This window comes from Rhodobacter sp. TJ_12, assembly GCF_020023995.1.
GTDB lineage: Bacteria > Pseudomonadota > Alphaproteobacteria > Rhodobacterales > Rhodobacteraceae > Rhodobacter.
This window is the reverse complement of the sequence record NZ_NRRD01000001.1, coordinates 414,964-431,641: the sequence shown is the minus strand read 5'-3', so window position 1 is coordinate 431,641 and position 16,678 is coordinate 414,964. Positions and strand designations below refer to the sequence as shown.

At 62.8% G+C, this 16,678-nt stretch carries 16 protein-coding genes; 10 read left to right on the top strand and 6 right to left on the bottom strand.

Annotated elements, in window-relative coordinates:
* The 5 genes from CKO11_RS02165 to panC all read left to right on the top strand — a co-directional run.
* On the top strand, nucleotides 1-1,168 hold a 1,168-nt coding region (locus CKO11_RS02165; RefSeq protein ID WP_223632327.1), incomplete at its 5' end, for an efflux RND transporter permease subunit.
* Nucleotides 1,169-1,353: 185 nt separating this feature from the next.
* Entirely contained in the window at nucleotides 1,354-2,559 is a 1,206-nt protein-coding gene (locus tag CKO11_RS02160; RefSeq protein ID WP_223632326.1) for an aminopeptidase P family protein, read from the top strand.
* Between the two features lie 181 nt (nucleotides 2,560-2,740).
* Complete coding sequence (locus tag CKO11_RS02155) at nucleotides 2,741-3,589, top strand: L,D-transpeptidase (protein WP_223632324.1); 849 nt, start codon at nucleotides 2,741-2,743, stop codon at nucleotides 3,587-3,589.
* Nucleotides 3,590-3,722: 133 nt separating this feature from the next.
* Nucleotides 3,723-4,547 (top strand): 3-methyl-2-oxobutanoate hydroxymethyltransferase, encoded by an 825-nt coding sequence (gene panB / locus CKO11_RS02150; protein WP_223632322.1) that lies wholly within the window; start codon nucleotides 3,723-3,725, stop codon nucleotides 4,545-4,547.
* Nucleotides 4,544-5,383, top strand: a complete 840-nt coding sequence (panC, locus tag CKO11_RS02145; RefSeq protein WP_223632321.1) for a pantoate--beta-alanine ligase — start codon at nucleotides 4,544-4,546, stop codon at nucleotides 5,381-5,383. Before panB ends, panC begins: the two co-directional genes overlap by 4 nt.
* Nucleotides 5,384-5,409: 26 nt before the next feature.
* Here panC and CKO11_RS02140 read toward each other — a convergent pair whose 3' ends face one another.
* A complete protein-coding gene (locus CKO11_RS02140) occupies nucleotides 5,410-5,664 on the bottom strand; it encodes a hypothetical protein (RefSeq protein WP_223632319.1) in 255 nt (84 codons plus the stop codon).
* A gap of 120 nt (nucleotides 5,665-5,784) precedes the next feature.
* On the opposite strand from CKO11_RS02140, the gene CKO11_RS02135 reads away from it, so the two are divergent.
* The 3 genes from CKO11_RS02135 (at nucleotide 5,785) to CKO11_RS02125 (ending at nucleotide 7,270) form a co-directional block, all read left to right on the top strand.
* The gene (locus CKO11_RS02135) at nucleotides 5,785-6,546 is read left to right on the top strand and encodes a M48 family metallopeptidase (protein WP_223632317.1); all 762 of its coding nucleotides are present in this window, start codon (nucleotides 5,785-5,787) and stop codon (nucleotides 6,544-6,546) included.
* 129 nt (nucleotides 6,547-6,675) lie between these two features.
* Complete coding sequence (locus CKO11_RS02130; RefSeq protein ID WP_223632315.1) at nucleotides 6,676-7,002, top strand: DUF6455 family protein; 327 nt, start codon at nucleotides 6,676-6,678, stop codon at nucleotides 7,000-7,002.
* 1 nt (nucleotide 7,003) lies between these two features.
* Nucleotides 7,004-7,270 (top strand): DUF6455 family protein, encoded by a 267-nt coding sequence (locus CKO11_RS02125; RefSeq protein ID WP_223632313.1) that lies wholly within the window; start codon nucleotides 7,004-7,006, stop codon nucleotides 7,268-7,270.
* A gap of 47 nt (nucleotides 7,271-7,317) precedes the next feature.
* On the opposite strand, the gene ptsP is transcribed toward CKO11_RS02125, so the two are convergent.
* Together ptsP and CKO11_RS02115 are read right to left on the bottom strand one after the other, a co-directional pair.
* The gene (ptsP, locus tag CKO11_RS02120; RefSeq protein ID WP_223632312.1) at nucleotides 7,318-9,558 is read right to left on the bottom strand and encodes a phosphoenolpyruvate--protein phosphotransferase; all 2,241 of its coding nucleotides are present in this window, start codon (nucleotides 9,556-9,558) and stop codon (nucleotides 7,318-7,320) included.
* 45 nt (nucleotides 9,559-9,603) lie between these two features.
* Entirely contained in the window at nucleotides 9,604-10,866 is a 1,263-nt protein-coding gene (locus tag CKO11_RS02115) for an aspartate kinase (protein WP_223632310.1), read from the bottom strand.
* Between the two features lie 187 nt (nucleotides 10,867-11,053).
* On the opposite strand from CKO11_RS02115, the gene CKO11_RS02110 reads away from it, so the two are divergent.
* The gene (locus CKO11_RS02110; RefSeq protein WP_223632308.1) at nucleotides 11,054-12,562 is read left to right on the top strand and encodes a pyruvate kinase; all 1,509 of its coding nucleotides are present in this window, start codon (nucleotides 11,054-11,056) and stop codon (nucleotides 12,560-12,562) included.
* A 290-nt stretch (nucleotides 12,563-12,852) separates the two neighbouring features.
* On the opposite strand, the gene CKO11_RS02105 is transcribed toward CKO11_RS02110, so the two are convergent.
* Both CKO11_RS02105 and CKO11_RS02100 read right to left on the bottom strand, forming a co-directional pair.
* The gene (locus CKO11_RS02105; protein WP_223632306.1) at nucleotides 12,853-13,497 is read right to left on the bottom strand and encodes an SDR family oxidoreductase; all 645 of its coding nucleotides are present in this window, start codon (nucleotides 13,495-13,497) and stop codon (nucleotides 12,853-12,855) included.
* An 80-nt stretch (nucleotides 13,498-13,577) separates the two neighbouring features.
* On the bottom strand, nucleotides 13,578-14,099 hold the full coding sequence (locus CKO11_RS02100; protein WP_223632304.1) for a DUF1178 family protein: 522 nt from the start codon (nucleotides 14,097-14,099) through the stop codon (nucleotides 13,578-13,580).
* Between the two features lie 149 nt (nucleotides 14,100-14,248).
* Here CKO11_RS02100 and CKO11_RS02095 point away from each other — a divergent pair, with 149 nt between their 5' ends.
* Nucleotides 14,249-15,844: a GMC family oxidoreductase gene (locus CKO11_RS02095; protein WP_223632302.1), complete on the top strand. Its 1,596-nt coding sequence runs from the start codon at nucleotides 14,249-14,251 to the stop codon at nucleotides 15,842-15,844.
* Nucleotides 15,845-15,868: 24 nt separating this feature from the next.
* Here the strand turns inward: CKO11_RS02095 and CKO11_RS02090 are convergent, their stop codons facing one another.
* Entirely contained in the window at nucleotides 15,869-16,642 is a 774-nt protein-coding gene (locus tag CKO11_RS02090; RefSeq protein WP_223632300.1) for an alpha/beta hydrolase, read from the bottom strand.
* Nucleotides 16,643-16,678 lie beyond the last annotated feature (36 nt).

The window sequence follows — 16,678 nt, the reverse complement described above, 5'->3', positions numbered from 1 at the left end:
CGATTGCACCACGACCGAAATCGGCAGGCTGCCGCCCACCCTGCCCGGCGCGGGCGGCAGCCTGCCGATTTCGGTCGTGGTGCAATCGATCCACGGCATCGACCGCGTGGCGGAAATTTCCGAAGAAATCCGCCAGCGCGCGATGGGCACGCACAAGTTCATCTTCGTGCAGAACTCTTTGTCGGTGGATGCGCCCGAGGTGGTCGTGACCATCGACCGCGACCGGGCGGCGGCGCTGAATGTCTCGGTCTCGGATATTGCCACGACGCTGGGGCTGATGGTGGGCGGCGCCTCGGTCGCGCAGTTCGACCGCGATTCCAACAGCTATGACATCATCTTGCAGGTGCCGCAGGATTACCGCGCCAACCCCGAAGATCTTGGCCGCTATTTCGTGCGCTCTGTCACCGGGGAAATGGTGCCGCTGTCGGCGGTGATCTCGACCAGTTCCAGCTCGATGGCCTCGACCGTGGAACAGTTCAACCAGCTCAATTCGGCCACAATCTCGGCGCTGCCGATCCCGGGCCAGTCCTCGGGAGATGGGTTGGCGGCAATTGTCGAGATTGCCCAAGAGGTGATGCCCGAAGGCTTCTTCTTGGATTACGCGGGGCAATCGCGTCTGGAACAGACACAGGGCAACACGCTGCTCTTGGCCTTTGGCGCGGCGGTTTTGGTGATCTATTTGGTGCTGGCCGCGCAGTTCGAAAGCTTCCGCGACCCGTTCATCATCTTGATGGCGGTGCCGCTAACGATCTTTGGGGCGATCTTGCCGCTGAACCTTGGGCTTGGCACGCTCAACATCTACAGCCAAGTCGGGCTGATCACGCTGATCGGGCTGATCACGAAGCATGGCATCTTGATGGTGGAATTCGCCAATCAGCAACGCGAGCAAAAGGGGCTAACCCGGCGCGAGGCGATTGTCGCCGCCGCCAAGACCCGGCTGCGCCCAATCCTGATGACCACCGCCGCGATGGCTTTGGCCGTGGTGCCTTTGGTGCTGGCGCAAGGCGCGGGCGCGGCCGCGCGCGAAGCTATGGGGATGGTGATGTTCTCGGGCCTGATCATCGGAACCATGTTCACGCTGTTCGTGGTGCCGATGTTCTACACCTTCATTGCGCCCTCGGATGAGGCGTTCAAGGCCGCCAACGAAAAACGCCTCGCCGCAGGCTAAGCGCAGGCGAAAGCGAAACCAAGGGGCGTGGGGCGCTTGCAAGCCCCGCGCCCCTTTGCCATTCTGGGGATGAGCCGTGGCGATGGCGTCGCCACAGGGCAGACTTGCCCGATGCTTGTGGCTGGGCCACAACCGTCCTGAACGCCGGGATCTTTCACGGTCCCCAGCGGACCAAAGGACACAAGATGCAAAGACCCGAATTCTACACCTGCGAAAACGGCCTCAAAGCCCCCCTGCCCTTTAGTGCCGAGGAATATGAGACCCGGCTTGCGGGCCTGCGCGATGTGATGGAGCTGCATAGCCTTGATGCGGTTCTGCTGACCTCGATGCACAATATCGCTTACTACTCGGGCTTTCTCTATTGCAGCTTTGGGCGGCCCTATGGGCTGGTGGTCACCAAAGACCGCTCGGTCGTGATCTCGGCAGGGATCGATGCGGGCCAGCCGTGGCGGCGCTGCCATGGCGAGGCTTTGACCTATACCGATTGGGCGCGCGACAATTTCTGGCGTGCGGTTGCCCATATCATCGGCACCGGCAAGGCGGTGGGCTGCGAGGCCGATCATCTGACGATGGTCAATGCCGACAAGTTCAGCCATTTCCTGAAGCCCAAGCGCGGGCTCGATGTCGCCCCCGCCACGATGGCGCAAAGGATGGTGAAATCCGAAGCCGAGATTGATCTGATCAAACAGGGCGCCGCGGCGGCCGATGTGGGCGGCTATGCGATCCATGATGCAATCAAGGAAGGCCTGCGCGAGATTGACGTGGCAATGGCGGGCCGCGATGCGATGGAGGCGGAAATCGCCAAGCGCTTCCCCGATGCCGAATACCGCGACACCTGGGTGTGGTTCCAGTCGGGGCTGAACACCGATGGCGCGCACAACCCGGTGACCGGGCGCAAGCTCAAGCGCGGCGATATTTTAAGCCTCAACTGCTTTCCGATGATTTCGGGCTATTACACCGCACTCGAACGCACGATGTTCCTGGGCGAGGTCGATGACGCGAGCCGCAAGATTTGGGAGGCCAATGTCGCCGCGCATGAATATGGCATGAGCCTTCTGACCCCCGGCGCGCGGTGCGATGAGATCACGCAAAAGATCAACGCCTTCTTTGCCGAACGCGACCTGCTGCAATATCGCACCTTCGGCTATGGCCATTCTTTCGGCGTGCTGAGCCATTACTATGGCCGCGAAGCGGGGCTGGAACTGCGCGAAGATATCGACACTGTTTTGGAACCCGGCATGGTGATCTCGATGGAGCCGATGCTGACCCTGCCCGCGGGCATGGCAGGCGCGGGCGGCTACCGCGAGCACGATATTTTGGTGATCGGCACAGAGGGGGCCGAAAATATCACCCAATATCCCTATGGCCCCGGCTTCAACCTGGTGGGTTAGCACTGACACCCCCCCGGCAGCTGCCAAGCTTGGCAGCCTGCCGGGAAGGCAAATGCCGGTTTTTCGGGTGTTTTTCACGTTTCTGCGCGCGCAGGGCTTGACCTCCCCCGCGTGTCAAGGCGTCCTAGGCGCTTCGGCCCCATCCGCCGTGGGGGGCGTTTCTTTCGACAGGTGCTGCCCAGTGTCCCTTCTTAAATGCCATTTCCACTTGCCCCTAGCGGGCCTTATTGCTGCTGCCTTGCTGGCCGGTTGTGCCGCCGATCCGCTGACCCCCGCAGGGCGTTCTTCCTCTTCGGCGGTGCCGCGCGAATATCAGGCCCGCCCAGATGGCGAGCGGGTGGTACCGGCGGTCAACCCCTCTTACCTGACGGATCGCAACCGCCGCCGCTGGGTGGAATACCAAGGCCCAGAGGGCAAGGATACGATCGTGATCGACCCCTATGCGCGGGTGCTCTATCACGTTGTCGAAGAAGGCCGTGCGATGCGCTTTGGCATTGCTGTCGGCAAGGCTGGGCGCGGCTTTTCGGGCAATGCCGTGGTCGGGCGCAAAGAGGAATACCCCTATTGGCAGCCGACCGCGAATATGGTCCGCTCTGACCCCGCGCTTTACGGTCCCTTGGCCGATGGCCTGCCCGGCGGGCTTGATAACCCGCTGGGGGCACGGGCGCTGTATCTCTATCGCAACGGACGCGACACCTATTACCGCATTCACGGCACGATGGACCCGTCGTCGATTGGCAAGGCCACCTCGGCGGGCTGTATCCGGCTCTTCAACCAAGACATCATCGACATGTTCGACGAAACGACACTGGGCACCAAGGTCAAGGTCCGCACCCGCGCCGAAAGCCTAGAGCTGGAAGGCCCAATGCACCAGTTGCACACGGGTTATGTCGTTCCCGAAGCCGAAGTGGAATTGATTGAGGCCGATCAAGCCGCTTGGGAAGCCGGTCAGACCCCCGACCCCGAGGTGCTGGAAGCGGAACAGCATGCCGCCGCCGTAGCCTCGGCCGAGGCGCGCGGGGCGAACTGATCCACGCCTGACAAGACATAAATCGCGGGCGGGGCTGGGGCTTTCCCCACCCCGCCTTTCTGCGCCGCAGCGTTCCACTTTGCAAAAGCTGGGCAGAGGGGCTATGCCTGCGCGCAAGGAAAGGGAGGCTTTCATGAGCGCAACCGCAAGCCAGAAACGGCTGATGCCCACCGATATTCGTGCCCTCAAAGGGCAAAGCCCGGTGGTGGTGTTGACCGCCTATACGACCCCGGTGGCAAAACTTGCCGATGCCGATTGCGATGTGATTTTGGTTGGCGATTCGCTGGGCATGGTGCTGCATGGCCTGCCCTCGACCTTGGGCGTGACCATGGAGATGATGATCTTGCATGGACAAGCGGTGATGCGCGGCTCGGATCGTGCGCTTGTGGTGATCGACATGCCCTTTGGCAGCTACGAAGAAAGCCCCGCGCAAGCGTTTCGCAATGCTGCACGGATCATGGCCGAAACCGGCGCCAGCGCGGTGAAGCTGGAAGGCGGGGTGCATATGGCCGAAACCATCGCCTTCTTGGTGGCGCGCGGCATCCCGGTGATGGCGCATATCGGGCTGACACCGCAATCGGTCAACACGCTGGGCGGCTACAAGGTGCAAGGCAAGGGCGATGACGCCGCGCGGCTGCGCGCCGATGCCAAGGCCGTGGCGGACGCGGGCGCATTCTCGGTGGTGCTGGAAAAGGTGCCCGCGGGCCTTGCGGGCGAGATTTCGCGCGGAATCGACATTCCCACAATCGGCATCGGGGCCGGGGTCGATTGCGACGGGCAGGTGCTGGTGATTGACGACATGCTGGGGCTGTTTGCAGATTTCAAACCGAAATTCGTCAAACGCTATGCTGAATTGGGCAAGACCGCCGCCGAGGCCGTTGCCGCCTATGCCGCCGATGTGCGCGCGCGCGCCTTCCCCGCGCCTGAACATTCGTTCTTTGACGAGGCCGGCAAATGACGCAAGTGATCCGCGCCTCGGCCGAATTGCGCGAGAAAGTGGCAACGTGGAAACGCTCGGGCATGTTGGTCGGTGTCGTGCCAACGATGGGCGCGCTGCATGACGGGCATATGAGCCTTGTGCGCGCCGCCCGCAAACAATCGGACCGGGTGATCGTGACGATCTTTGTGAACCCGATGCAGTTCAACAACGCCGATGACCTTAGCAAATACCCCCGCGACGAAGCCCATGATCTGGCGCTTTTGGAGGCCGAAGGCGTCGATGTTCTGTTCGCGCCCGGCGTCGATGAGGTTTACCCCGACGGCTTTGCCACAAAGGTCTCGGTCTCTGGCATCTCGGAACCGCTCGAGGGCGCGTTCCGCCCCGGCCATTTCGATGGAGTCGCCACCGTGGTCAGCAAGCTTTTTGGCATGACGCAGGCGGGCCGCGCCTTCTTTGGCGAAAAGGACTGGCAGCAGTTACAGGTGGTCAAACGGCTGGTCGCGGATCTCAATATCCCGGTGCGCATCATCGGCTGCCCAACGATCCGCGAGGAAGATGGGCTGGCCATGTCCTCGCGCAATGTCCGGCTCAGCCCCGAAGACCGCGCCCGTGCACCGCAATTGCACGCGCAGATGCAGGCGGCGGCAGAGGCGATTCGCACCGGCACTCCGGTTGACACCGCGCTGGAAGCCGCGAAGGCGGCGCTTCAGACGGCGGGCTTTGGCGCGTGGGATTATCTAGAGTTGCGCAGCGCCGAAGGCTTGCGCCCACTGACCAGCCTTTCAGAGCCCGCGCGCATGCTGGCGGCGGTGATGCTGGGCGATGTGCGGATGATCGACAACATCGCCGTTTAGGCGACGCCACAGACCACACCGCAAGCCTACGCCTTGGGCTTGCGGGTTTGCAGCCGATACACCCCTTCGGGCAGGTCCAGCGCGGCCGCCAATTCGCGCAATTGCGCATGCGAGAACACAACTCGCATGACGATTTCGGTATTGTCGTCCAATTGCTCAAGCACCACGCAATCCTCAAAGGATTGGATCGTGATGTCTTCTTGCAGGTAGTCGCGCGGGTCTTCCCCCTCGTCGACAAGGGTGATCACGGTGGCGTCGAATTCATGCTCGATGGTAAACATGTCTTAATGCTAGCGCGCCGCCTTGGGGCCGGAAAGGGCAAAGATTCGCCACTGCACGCGTTTGCACGTTGCACCCCGCGCGCGCGCAGATACACTCGGCCCATCCCCGAAAGGCCTTCGATGATCCGCAAAACCCTGATTGCCTGCCTGTGCCTGCCCGCCCTGCTGGCGGCCTGCGATGCGCCGCCCGGCACGATGGTGCGCACGCCCTTGCCGCACTCGGGCCCACCAGTGGTGCGCACCGAACCCAGCCCCACCGCAAAACAGGCGGCCGAGAATTTCATTGCCGTGGCCGCCGATATGGAACCGCGGATCGAGGCCGAGTGCCGCGCGCGCCTGCATGGCAAGCGCAATTGCGATTATCAGGTGATGGTCGACGACCGCACCGACCCCGCACCCAATGCGCTGCAAACGATGGATGCGCGCGGTCGGCCGATCGTCGCCTTTAACCTTGCCCTGATCGCCGAGGCGAAGAACCGTGACGAACTCGCCTTTGTTATGGGCCATGAAGCGGCGCATTACATTTTGGGTCATCTGGAGGCGAAAAGCTCTGATGCCAACCGGGGCGCGATCATCATGGGGATGCTGGCCGCCGCAACCGGGGCCAATGAAAATGGCATCGCGCAAGCCCAAGATTTCGGCGCCGCAGTCGGCGCGCGCAGCTTTTCCAAGGACTATGAGCTTCAGGCCGACCGCCTCGGGGCAATCATCGCCTGGAACGCGGGCTATGATCCTGAGCGGGGCGCGCTGTTCTTTACCCGGCTGGCCGATCCCGGCCACAGTTTTCTGGGCACCCATCCGGCCAATGCAGAACGCATCGCCTTGGTGCGGCGCACCGTGGCGCAGTTGCGCGCCGGGGCCGCAGGCGGCAGCGGCATCTGACCTCTTCCGCCTCACGGCGCCGTGATATAGGCTTTGCAAGGCCCCGCCTCCGGGGCCTTTGATCTGAATCATGGCAAAAAAGGCCCTGCGAAACCAGCATGGCGCAACTCTGCCCGCAAAGGATGGACCATGTACGGACGGAAAACCCTCAATCGCCACGCATCGCTGATGAACCGCATGGCGCAGGTTCTGGGGATCAATCTCACCGAGATGATGATCCGCGGCAAGATCAGCGGTGACGAATGGCGTGAAGCGGTGGTCCGCTGCGCAAGCTGTAGCGAACCCGGAGAGTGCCTGCACTGGCTGGCCGAACATGCCGAAGCCGGTGTTGACCGCAATGCCGCGCCGATGAGCGAGGCGCCCGGCTATTGTACCAACCGCATGATGATGGCGCGGTTGCGGCACCAACGCGCCGATGAGGATGCACTGGCGGCGGAGGTCGCAGAAGGAGGATAAAATGGGCGTTCAGGGCAACGTGGATTTGCATTTTTGGATCACCCGCGGCATGGCGCGGCGGATGGGCGTAAATCTGACCGCGGCAATGCAGGAAGGCTTTCTGACGCAAGCCGATTTCGCCGCGATGATCCTGCGCTGCCGCGAATGCCCCGGGGTGGATGGCTGCATGGCCTATCTGTCCAGCAGTTCCCCGGCACAGGGGGAAACCCCAGACTGGTGCCAAAACCGCGCGATCTTGCACGATCTGAGCGAATTGACCGTGCACTAAGCCCTGCAGTCACGCGGCACAGACAAGACCGCCTGCGCCCAGTGACTTTACTGACTGGCAAGCCATGCCGTCACGGCATGGCGCACGGATTGTTCGCCGCGTGCCCGCGTTGCGTCGATCACCTTTTTCAATCCCTCAAGATCGACGCGCCGGATCAGATGCTTGACCGGCCCGATCGAGGCCGGGCGCATCGAAAGCGTCCGCAGGCCCAAGGCCGCGAAGGTCAGCGCCTCGATCGGGCGCCCGGCATCCTCGCCGCAAAAGCTTAGCGCCGTGTCATTGGCCGCACAGCGCGCCACGATGGTTTCAATGAAGCTTAAGAAGCTGACATCGAGCGTATCATAGCGCCGCCGCACACGTTCATTTTCGCGGTCTGCCGCGAAGAAGAACTGCTTCAGGTCATTGCCCCCGATCGAAATGAAATCGCATGCCGCAAAGAAGCTATCGGGCGCAAAGGCAAGCGAAGGGGTTTCCAGCATCGCGCCCACGCGCAGCTTTTCGGGCACCGGGCGGCCCAGCGCGCGTTCGCGCTCCACTTCGCGCTCCAACATCGCCTTGGCGGCGTGGAACTCGTCCGGGGCGGCGACAAAGGGGAACATCACCGACAAGGGCCGCCCCTCAGAGGCGCGGATCAGTGCCTGCAACTGCATCCGCAGCACGCCGGGCTTATCGAGCCCAACGCGGATCGCGCGCCAGCCCATGGCCGGGTTCGGCTCTTCTTGCGGCTTCATATAGGGCAGAACCTTGTCCGACCCGATATCAAGCGTGCGAAACTGCACCGGCGCGCCCTGCGCGGCATCGATCACCCGCTTGTAAAGCGCCGCCAATTCGCCCCGCCGGGGCACCCGAGTGCGGATCAGGAATTGCAATTCTGTGCGAAACAGCCCGACCCCATCGGCCCCCGAGCTTTTGAGCGAGGGCAGATCGGCCATCAGACCCGCATTCATCATCAGGCTGACAGATTGGCCCGCCCGGTCCTGTGCCGGCAGGCTCCGCAAATCGGCATAACGCTTTTGCGCCTCTGCCTGCATCGCGATCTTGTCACGAAAGGCCCCGGCCACGCTTTCCTCGGGGCGCAAATGCACGATCCCCTGATCGCCATCGACCAAAATCTGATCGCCGTTCAGCGCTTCGTTGGTGATACGCGTCGCATGAATCACCAGCGGAATCGCCAAGGCCCGCGCCACAATCGCGGCATGGCTGCCGACAGAGCCCTCTTCCAGCACCACGCCCTTAAGCTGGCGGCCATAATCCAAAAGCTCAGCCGGGCCGATATTGCGCGCCACCAGCACCGGGTTTTCGGGCAGTTCGGCCCCGGTATCCTTGCCCTGCCCCGTCAACAGCCGCAGCAAGCGATTGGACAGGTCATCCAGATCATGCAGCCGCTCGCGCAGATAGGCATCGGTCGATTGTTCCAGCCGGGCGCGGGCCGTGGATTGTTCCTTTTCCACCGCTGCTTCGGCTGACAGGCCCAAATCGATGTCTTCGCACATCCGACGCACCCAGCCGCGCGAATGGGCCAGCATCTTGTAGGCTTCCAGAACCTGACGCTGTTCCTTGTCCATCGCGGCAGAGCCGATCAGCATTTCGTCGATCTGCGCTTGCAGCGTGGCAACGGCCTGTTCCAGCCGGGTCTTTTCCACATCCGGGTCATCGCCAACCGGGTTTGCCACAACAACGCGCGGTTCATGCAGCCAGACCCGACCCTCGGCCGCGCCTTCCTGCCCCGTGGTGCCGCGAAACATCACCGGGAACCGATGCGCGGCCCCGATGCCGCCCTGATCGCCGGTAAAGGCCCCAAGTTCGGTCATTTCGGCGATCACCATCGCCACGACTTCAAGGCCATAAAGCTCGTCTTCCGAGAATTCCCGCGCTTCGCGCGATTGCACGACCAGCACGCCAAGCTTTTCGCCGACCCGCTGGATCGGCACGCCAAGGAAGCTGGAGTAAATTTCTTCGCCTGTTTCGGGCATGTAGCGAAACCCGGGCGCGGCGGGCGCATCGCCGGTATTGACCGGCTGGCCCGTGCGGGCAACGCGCCCCACAAGCCCCTCGCCCAGCCGCATCCGCACTTGGTGCACGGCATCCGGGTTCAACCCTTCGGTCGCGCACAGTTCCAGCGTTTCGGGGTCACGGAACAGATAGATCGAGCACACTTGGGTATGCATCGAATCCGCGATCAGATGGGTGATATGATCGAGACGATCCTGCCCGCCACCCGGAGTGGCGAGCGTATCGCGCAACCGGCGCAAGAGCGTCCGGCTGTCAGTCTCGCGCCGCTCTACCATGCGTCGCCGCCCCCGTCTTCTGCCAAGGGCCTGACCTTTTCCGGCTCAGGCCGATTTCTCCAGCTCGAACGCATCATGGAGCGCTTGCACCGCCAGTTCCATATATTTCCGGTCGATCAGCACCGAAATCTTGATCTCTGACGTGGAAATGACCTTGATGTTAATACCTTCGGCCGCCAGCGCGGCAAAGCTGCGCGCCGCGACACCGACTTGCGAGCGCATGCCGATACCCACAACCGACACCTTGGCCACATCGGTATCGATGATCAAATCGTCATATTTGATCTTGCCCGCCGCCATCGCCTCTTCCAGCGCCTTTTGTGCGCGCGCGACCTGATTGATCGGGCAGGAGAAGGTCATATCGGTCACGGCACCCGGATGATCGTCGTCGTAATCTTTTTCCGAGATGTTCTGCACGATCATATCGACATTGACGCCCGCCTCGGACAGCGGCCCAAAGATCGCCTGCGCCACACCGGGCCGGTCTTCGATGGTGAAGAGGGTGATCTTGGCTTCATCGCGCGAGTAAGCGACGCCCGAGACGACTTTCGATTCCATGATTTCATCCTCACCGCAGACAAGGGTTCCAGAAGTTTCGTCGGTGTCCTCGAAGGACGATAGCACCCGCAGGCGCACATTGTAACGCATCGCCAGTTCCACGGAACGGGTCTGCAAGACTTTGGCGCCCAGCGAGGCGAGTTCGAGCATTTCCTCGAACGCGATCCGATCAAGCTTGCGCGCCTTGGAAGAAATCCGCGGGTCGGTGGTGTAGACGCCATCGACATCGGTGTAGATATCGCACCGCTCGGCGCCAAAAGCGGCCGCAAAGGCCACCGCAGTGGTGTCCGAGCCGCCCCGGCCCAGGGTGGTGATCCGCCCCTCGGCCGAGATACCTTGGAAGCCCGCGACCACCGCGACCCGGAAGCCTTCGGCAAATTTCGCATCGATATTGTCGCGCGGGATCGACATGAACCGCGCCGAACCATGCGCGGAGGTGGTGTGGATCGGCACTTGCCAGCCCTGCCAGCTGCGCGCTGACACGCCCATTTCCTGTAGCCGCAGCGCCATCAGCCCGGCGGTGACATTTTCGCCGCTGGCGACGACAGCATCATATTCGCGCGCGTCGTAAAGCGGGGAAGTTCCTTCGACCCAGCCGACAAGCTCGTTGGTCTTGCCCGACATGGCCGAAACGATCACGATCACGTCGTAGCCACGTTCGACCTCGCGTTTGACCTTTTCGGCCGCATTAGCGATGCGGTCGAGGTCGGCCACCGAGGTGCCGCCGAATTTCATTACGAGAAGCGGCATCTTCCCCTCCGATCCTGTGCCGGACCCCGCGCCCGACATCGCGCTTTCTGCTAGCGGAAGGGGCGGGCGCTTGCAAGCGTTTCACCGGATGACAAGGCGCACAATCGCGGCGCGATGTCGCGGTTTTGTCACCCGCCCGTTACGGCGGGGCGGTAGGCCCGATCCAAAGGCGCGAGGAGGGTCGATTATGAGTCTTTTGGAGGTTGAAATTCGCGAGCGGCGTGCGCAGGCGCGCGGTCTGCAACGCGCGCTAGAGGCGCTGCGCGCCGACCTTGTGCGCCGGTCAGAAGCCACGCTTGAAGGCTGGGACGGCCTGATCCGGCGCCCCGAATTTCTGCCCTCTGCCCGCAACTTGGCCGATTATCTCGCGCTGCGGCGCGGCGATCTTGTGCCGTTTCAGGCGCCCTTGGCCTCGCTTGGGCTCAGTTCGCTTGGCCGGGCGGAAAGCCATGTCCGGCCCTCGCTGGATGCGGTGCTGGCCTCTTTGGCGATGATCGGCGGCGAAGGCATGGCAGATTACCCCACGGTCGAGATGTTTGCCGCGGGTCCGGCGCGGCTCGCCGCAAGGCGCGATGTGCTGTTTGGCGCACGCCGCGATGCGCCGCGTTCGCGGGTGATGGTCACCCTGCCCTCGGAAGCCGCAACCGACCCGACGCTGGTGGGGCATTTGCTGGCCGCCGGCGCCGATTGCATCCGCATCAACTGCGCGCATGACACCCCCGATGCGTGGGCGGCGATGATCGGCCATGTGCGCCATGCCGCGGTGCGGATGGGGCGGCGGGTGCCGGTGCAGATGGACCTAGAGGGGCCGAAACTGCGGGTCGAGGAGCTTTCAACCGGCAAAGCGGAATCGCACAAGCTGTTTGAAGGCGACCGGTTTGAAGTGGTGGAGCGGTTTTCCCAGAACATCGGTCATTTGCAGATCAAACTCAGCCATCCCGCGCTGATGGCAGCGATGGTCGAAGGCGGCGCGCTTTGGATCAATGATGGCAAGCTGCGCGCCAAGATCATCAGCGTCGCCAAGGGCCGGGTGCTGGCCGAAGTGGTCTCCACCCCGTCGAAAGGCGCCAAGATCAAACGCGAAAAGGGGGTGAATCTGCCCGGCGTCGATCTGCGCGTGCCCGCGCTGACCGAGTCCGATGTGGCCAATCTCGACTTCATCATGAGCCACGCCGATATTCTGGCTTTGTCTTTTGCGCAAACCGGTGCCGATCTGCGTGCGCTGTTTGCCGAGTTGGACAAACGCTCGGACGGCGGCACAAGCCGTGACTGGCCCGCGCTGATGCTCAAGATCGAAACGCCGCTTGGTCTGCGCAACCTGCCCGCGCTGATCGTCGAGGCGGGCGGGCGCGTGCCCACCGGGGTGATGCTGGCGCGCGGCGATCTGGCGGTGGAGATTGGCTTTGAACGGCTGAGCGAAATCCAAGAAGAGGTGCTGTGGCTGTGCGAGGCCGCCGAAGTGCCCGTGGTCTGGGCCACGCAAGTGCTTGAAAGCATGGTCAAGGACGGTCAGGCAAGCCGCGCCGAAATGACCGATGCCGCAATGAGCCAGCGCGCCGAATGCGTGATGCTGAACAAGGGGCCGCATTTGATCCCGGCAGTGATGTTTTTGCGCGATGTGCTGATGCGGATGGACCGGCACACGAACAAGAAATCACCGCGGCTGGGCGCGCTGGGGCTGTGGCACGACCTGTAAGGTCACTGCACCCCGCCCAGGCTTCACAATACGCCCACTCTGACAGCAAAAGCGGCGCAATATCGGGCGAATGCCGGGTTTCCGGGCCGCGACGCCGCGAAACTGCGCAGCGCGGCCCGGCTCTTCTTGACCCAAACGGGCACCGGCGCGACCCTTAATCTATTGGAGCAGGATGGCTCCATGAAGGCCCGCGCACCCTGCGGGAGACTTGACTGAATAAGCCGCTCGACCCCGCAGCCTCCTCCTCCCGCTGCGCAGATCGGGCGGCTTTTTCTTCTTTCCTGCAGGCCTCAGAACGGCATGGTCGTTCCATCATAGCTTTCAAAACATCCTGTCGTTTCGAGCGACAGCGCGGCAAAGCGGTCTGTCAGCCCGGCAACCGATTGCGCGGCGGAAATTTCCGCCTGCGGGCCGCCCATATCGGTTTTCACCCAGCCGGGATGATAAATCCCCACGGCCACGCCCTCGGGCTTCAGGTCCACCGCCAGGTTGCGCCCAAGGTTGAGCGCTGCGGCTTTGGAGGCGCGATAGATATAGCTGCCGCCCGGTGCGCGGGCATCCGAACCCATCGAGGAAGAGATAATCGCAACCTTGCCCTTTGCTGCGCGCAGGTTTGGCAACAGCGCTTGCACGGTCAAAAACACGCCGGTCACATTCACCGCGAAACTTTGCGCCCATAGATGCGGCGCGTAGCCTGCCTCAAGCCCTTGCCCCTTGTCGGCATAAACCCCGGCATTGCACACCAGCAAATCCAGCGGCAGCCCATTCAGCCGCCGCGCCAGCTCCTTAACGCTATCTGGCTGCGTCACATCCAGCGGCAGCAGGTCGCCCTCGGGCCGCCGCGTTGTGCCAAAGGCGGCCGTGCCTTTATGGCGGTAATGGCTCAACAAAGCCCCGCCGATGCCCCGACTTGCCCCGGTGATGAGAATGGTCATGCGATCCTCCTTTTTGCCCCATCATGCCGCGCTGCGCGGCAGGGGCAAGCACAACCCGCAAGGGGCGCGCGGAAGTCGCGTCAGTTGCGCTTGCGCTTGGGCAGGATCGGCAAGGCGGTGACGGGAATCCCCTCTTCCAAAAGCGCCTTTGCCTCTTCAAGCGGGGCTTCGCCATGGATCGAGCGTTCAGGCTTTTCGCCCGCATGCATCGCCCGCGCCTCTGCGGCGAAATTGCCGCCCACATAGTCGGAATTTTCTTCGACGACCCGCCGCATCGCCTCAAGCACTTCCTCTGCGGCATTTTGCGGCTGGCTGAGCGGACGACCGGTTTCGCCGCCCTTGGACTTGGCGCCGGTGGCCGCACCGTTGCTGGCGGCCGCCTGTGCCGATGGCAGCTCTTGGCTTTCCGACTCGGCGCGCGGCGGCCCAGCCTTGCGCGCAGGCCGAACCGACGGCGTCATCAACGCCTTTTCGACCTTGGAAGAACCGCAGACGGCACAAACAAGCATCCCGGCAGCATGCAGTTTTTCAAAGGCTTCAACCGAACCGAACCAGCTTTCGAAACTGTGGTCTTGGTCGCATCTCAACGTATAGCGGATCATAGGGCGCGCACTCTCACTTGCCCCCATCTGACAGGGGCTGCGACAAAAAAGCAAGGGCACTTTGCATGCCGCCCCGCGCGGCGGCCTTCTCCGGCAGCCTTGCGCCAAAGGCCCGTCGCTGAAAAGATCGCATCGGGAGAGGGAGGACCATGGACAGTTACGATTATATCATCGTTGGTGCGGGCAGCGCAGGGTGCGTTCTGGCCAATCGGCTAAGCGCGGACCCAAAGAACCGGGTGCTGCTTTTAGAGGCTGGCGGACGCGACAATTACCATTGGGTGCATATCCCGGTGGGCTATCTTTATTGCATCGGCAATCCCCGCACCGATTGGGGGTTTTCCACCCAGCCCGAAGCGGGGCTGAACGGGCGCAGCCTTTTGTATCCGCGCGGGCGGATTTTGGGGGGCTGTTCGGCGATCAACGGCATGATCTACATGCGCGGGCAGGCCCGCGACTATGATCTGTGGGCGCAGGCGGGCTGCACCGGCTGGGGCTGGGACGATCTGCTGCCGCTTTTTCGCGACCAAGAAGATTTTTATCGCGGCGCCTCTGAACTGCATGGGCAAGGCGGCCCGCTGCGGGTGGAAGAGGCGCGTGTGCGTTGGAAGGTGCTGGACGCCTTTCTGGAAGCCGCCGAACAGGCTGGCATTCCCCGCACCGACGACTTCAACCAAGGCACCAATGAAGGCGCAGGCTATTTCCACGTCACGCAGAAAAACGGTTGGCGCTGGTCGGCGGCCTCGGCCTTTCTCAAACCTGCAATGGCGCGGCCAAATCTGCGGGTGCTGACCGGCGCACAGGTGGAAAAGCTGACGATTTACGAGGGCCGCGTGACCGGGCTGATCTATCACCGCGCTGGCACGCGGCAGAGGGTGCAGGCGGGCGAAGTGGTGATGGCCGCGGGTGCCATTGGCACGCCGCAGATTTTGGAACTGTCGGGCATTGGTGATCCGGCGGTGCTGTCAGCCAATGGGATCTCCCCGCAAGTCGCGGTGGATCAGGTGGGCAAGAACCTGCAAGACCATTTGCAATTGCGGCTGATTTTCAAAGTTTCGGGGGTGCGCACGCTCAACACTATGTCGTCTTCGCTTTTCGGCAAAGCCAAGATCGCGGCAGAATATGCGCTGTTCCGGCGGGGCCCAATGTCGATGTCGCCCAGCCAAGCGGGGATCTTCGCGCGGTCCTTCCCGGAAAAAGAAATGCCCGATCTGGAATGGCACCTGCAGCCGGTCAGCTTGGATAAATTCGGCGACCCGGTGCATCCGTTTGAGGCAATGACGGCAAGCGTGTGCAACCTGCGCCCCGAAAGCCGGGGCACCACGCATCTGGCTAGCCCCGATTTTCGCGCCGCCCCGGACATTCGCCCCAATTATCTAACGACCGAGGGGGACAAGCGCGTGGCAGCCCAGGGCATTCGGCTCACGCGCGACATTGCCACCCAGCCCGCCTTCGCCCGCTTTGCGCCGCAAGAATATAAACCCGGCGCACACATCACGAGCGAAGAGGCTTTGCAACAAGCCGCAGGCGATATTGGCACCACCATCTTCCACCCCGTCGGCACCTGCCGCATGGGCGTGGATGGTGCCGCCGTGGTGGACCCACGGCTGCGGCTGAAGGCACTCAAGGGGCTACGCATCGCCGATGCCTCTGTCATGCCCACGATCACCTCGGGCAACACCAATGCCCCGGTGATGGTGATTGCCGAAAAGGCTGCGCGGATGATCTTGGAAGATGCGCGCGGCTAAAGGGGATGGGTGGGGGCAAAGCCCCTACCCGATCACCGCCTGCAAAAGCGGGCTTTCGTCTTCCAACCCCTCAATCACATCAAAATGGTGCTTGCCCGGCTCCACCACCAAATCGCAGCCCCAAGCCTCGGCCAACCACCGCGCCTGATCGCGGAAGGCCGGGCGCTCGTCCTCGCCCACCCAGACCGTCACCGGCATTGGGGGCGCGGGGGCATGGACCGGGCTTTCGGCCCGCGCCTCCGCCGCATCAAGCCCGAAAGTGTCATTCATCGCGGTGCGCAAAAGCGGCGCAAGGTCTGAGACCGGCGAGATTGGCACGACCTTTTCCACCCGAGTCAGCACTGGCTCGGTCAGCAGGTTGGAACTGGCCAGCCGCGCCACCAGATGCCCCCCCGCCGAATGCCCCACCAGCCGGATCGGGCCGGAAAAGCGACGCGCCACCTCGGCCACGGCCAGCGCGACCAGCCCGGAGATCTGCGAGATTTTCACATCGGGCGCCAAATCATAGCCCGGCATCGCCACGGCCCAACCGGCCTCTGTCGCGCCCTTCGCCAAATGCGAGAAATCTTGGCGCGAAAACTTCATCCAATACCCGCCATGCACGAAGACGATCACCCCCTTCGGCGTGCCCATCGGCAAGAAGATATCGACCTGCCGCCGTTCCCCCGTGCCATAGCCGATTTCCAGCATCATCGCCGTGTCGCGGAACGCTTCGGCCTTTTGCGCCCAACGTGCCGGATAGCTTTCGCCCTCGGGAATATACGGCATATTGGCATAGTCATCGTCCAGATCGGTCACTTCCTCGCCCTTTCTTTCCACGGCGCGCAATTTACA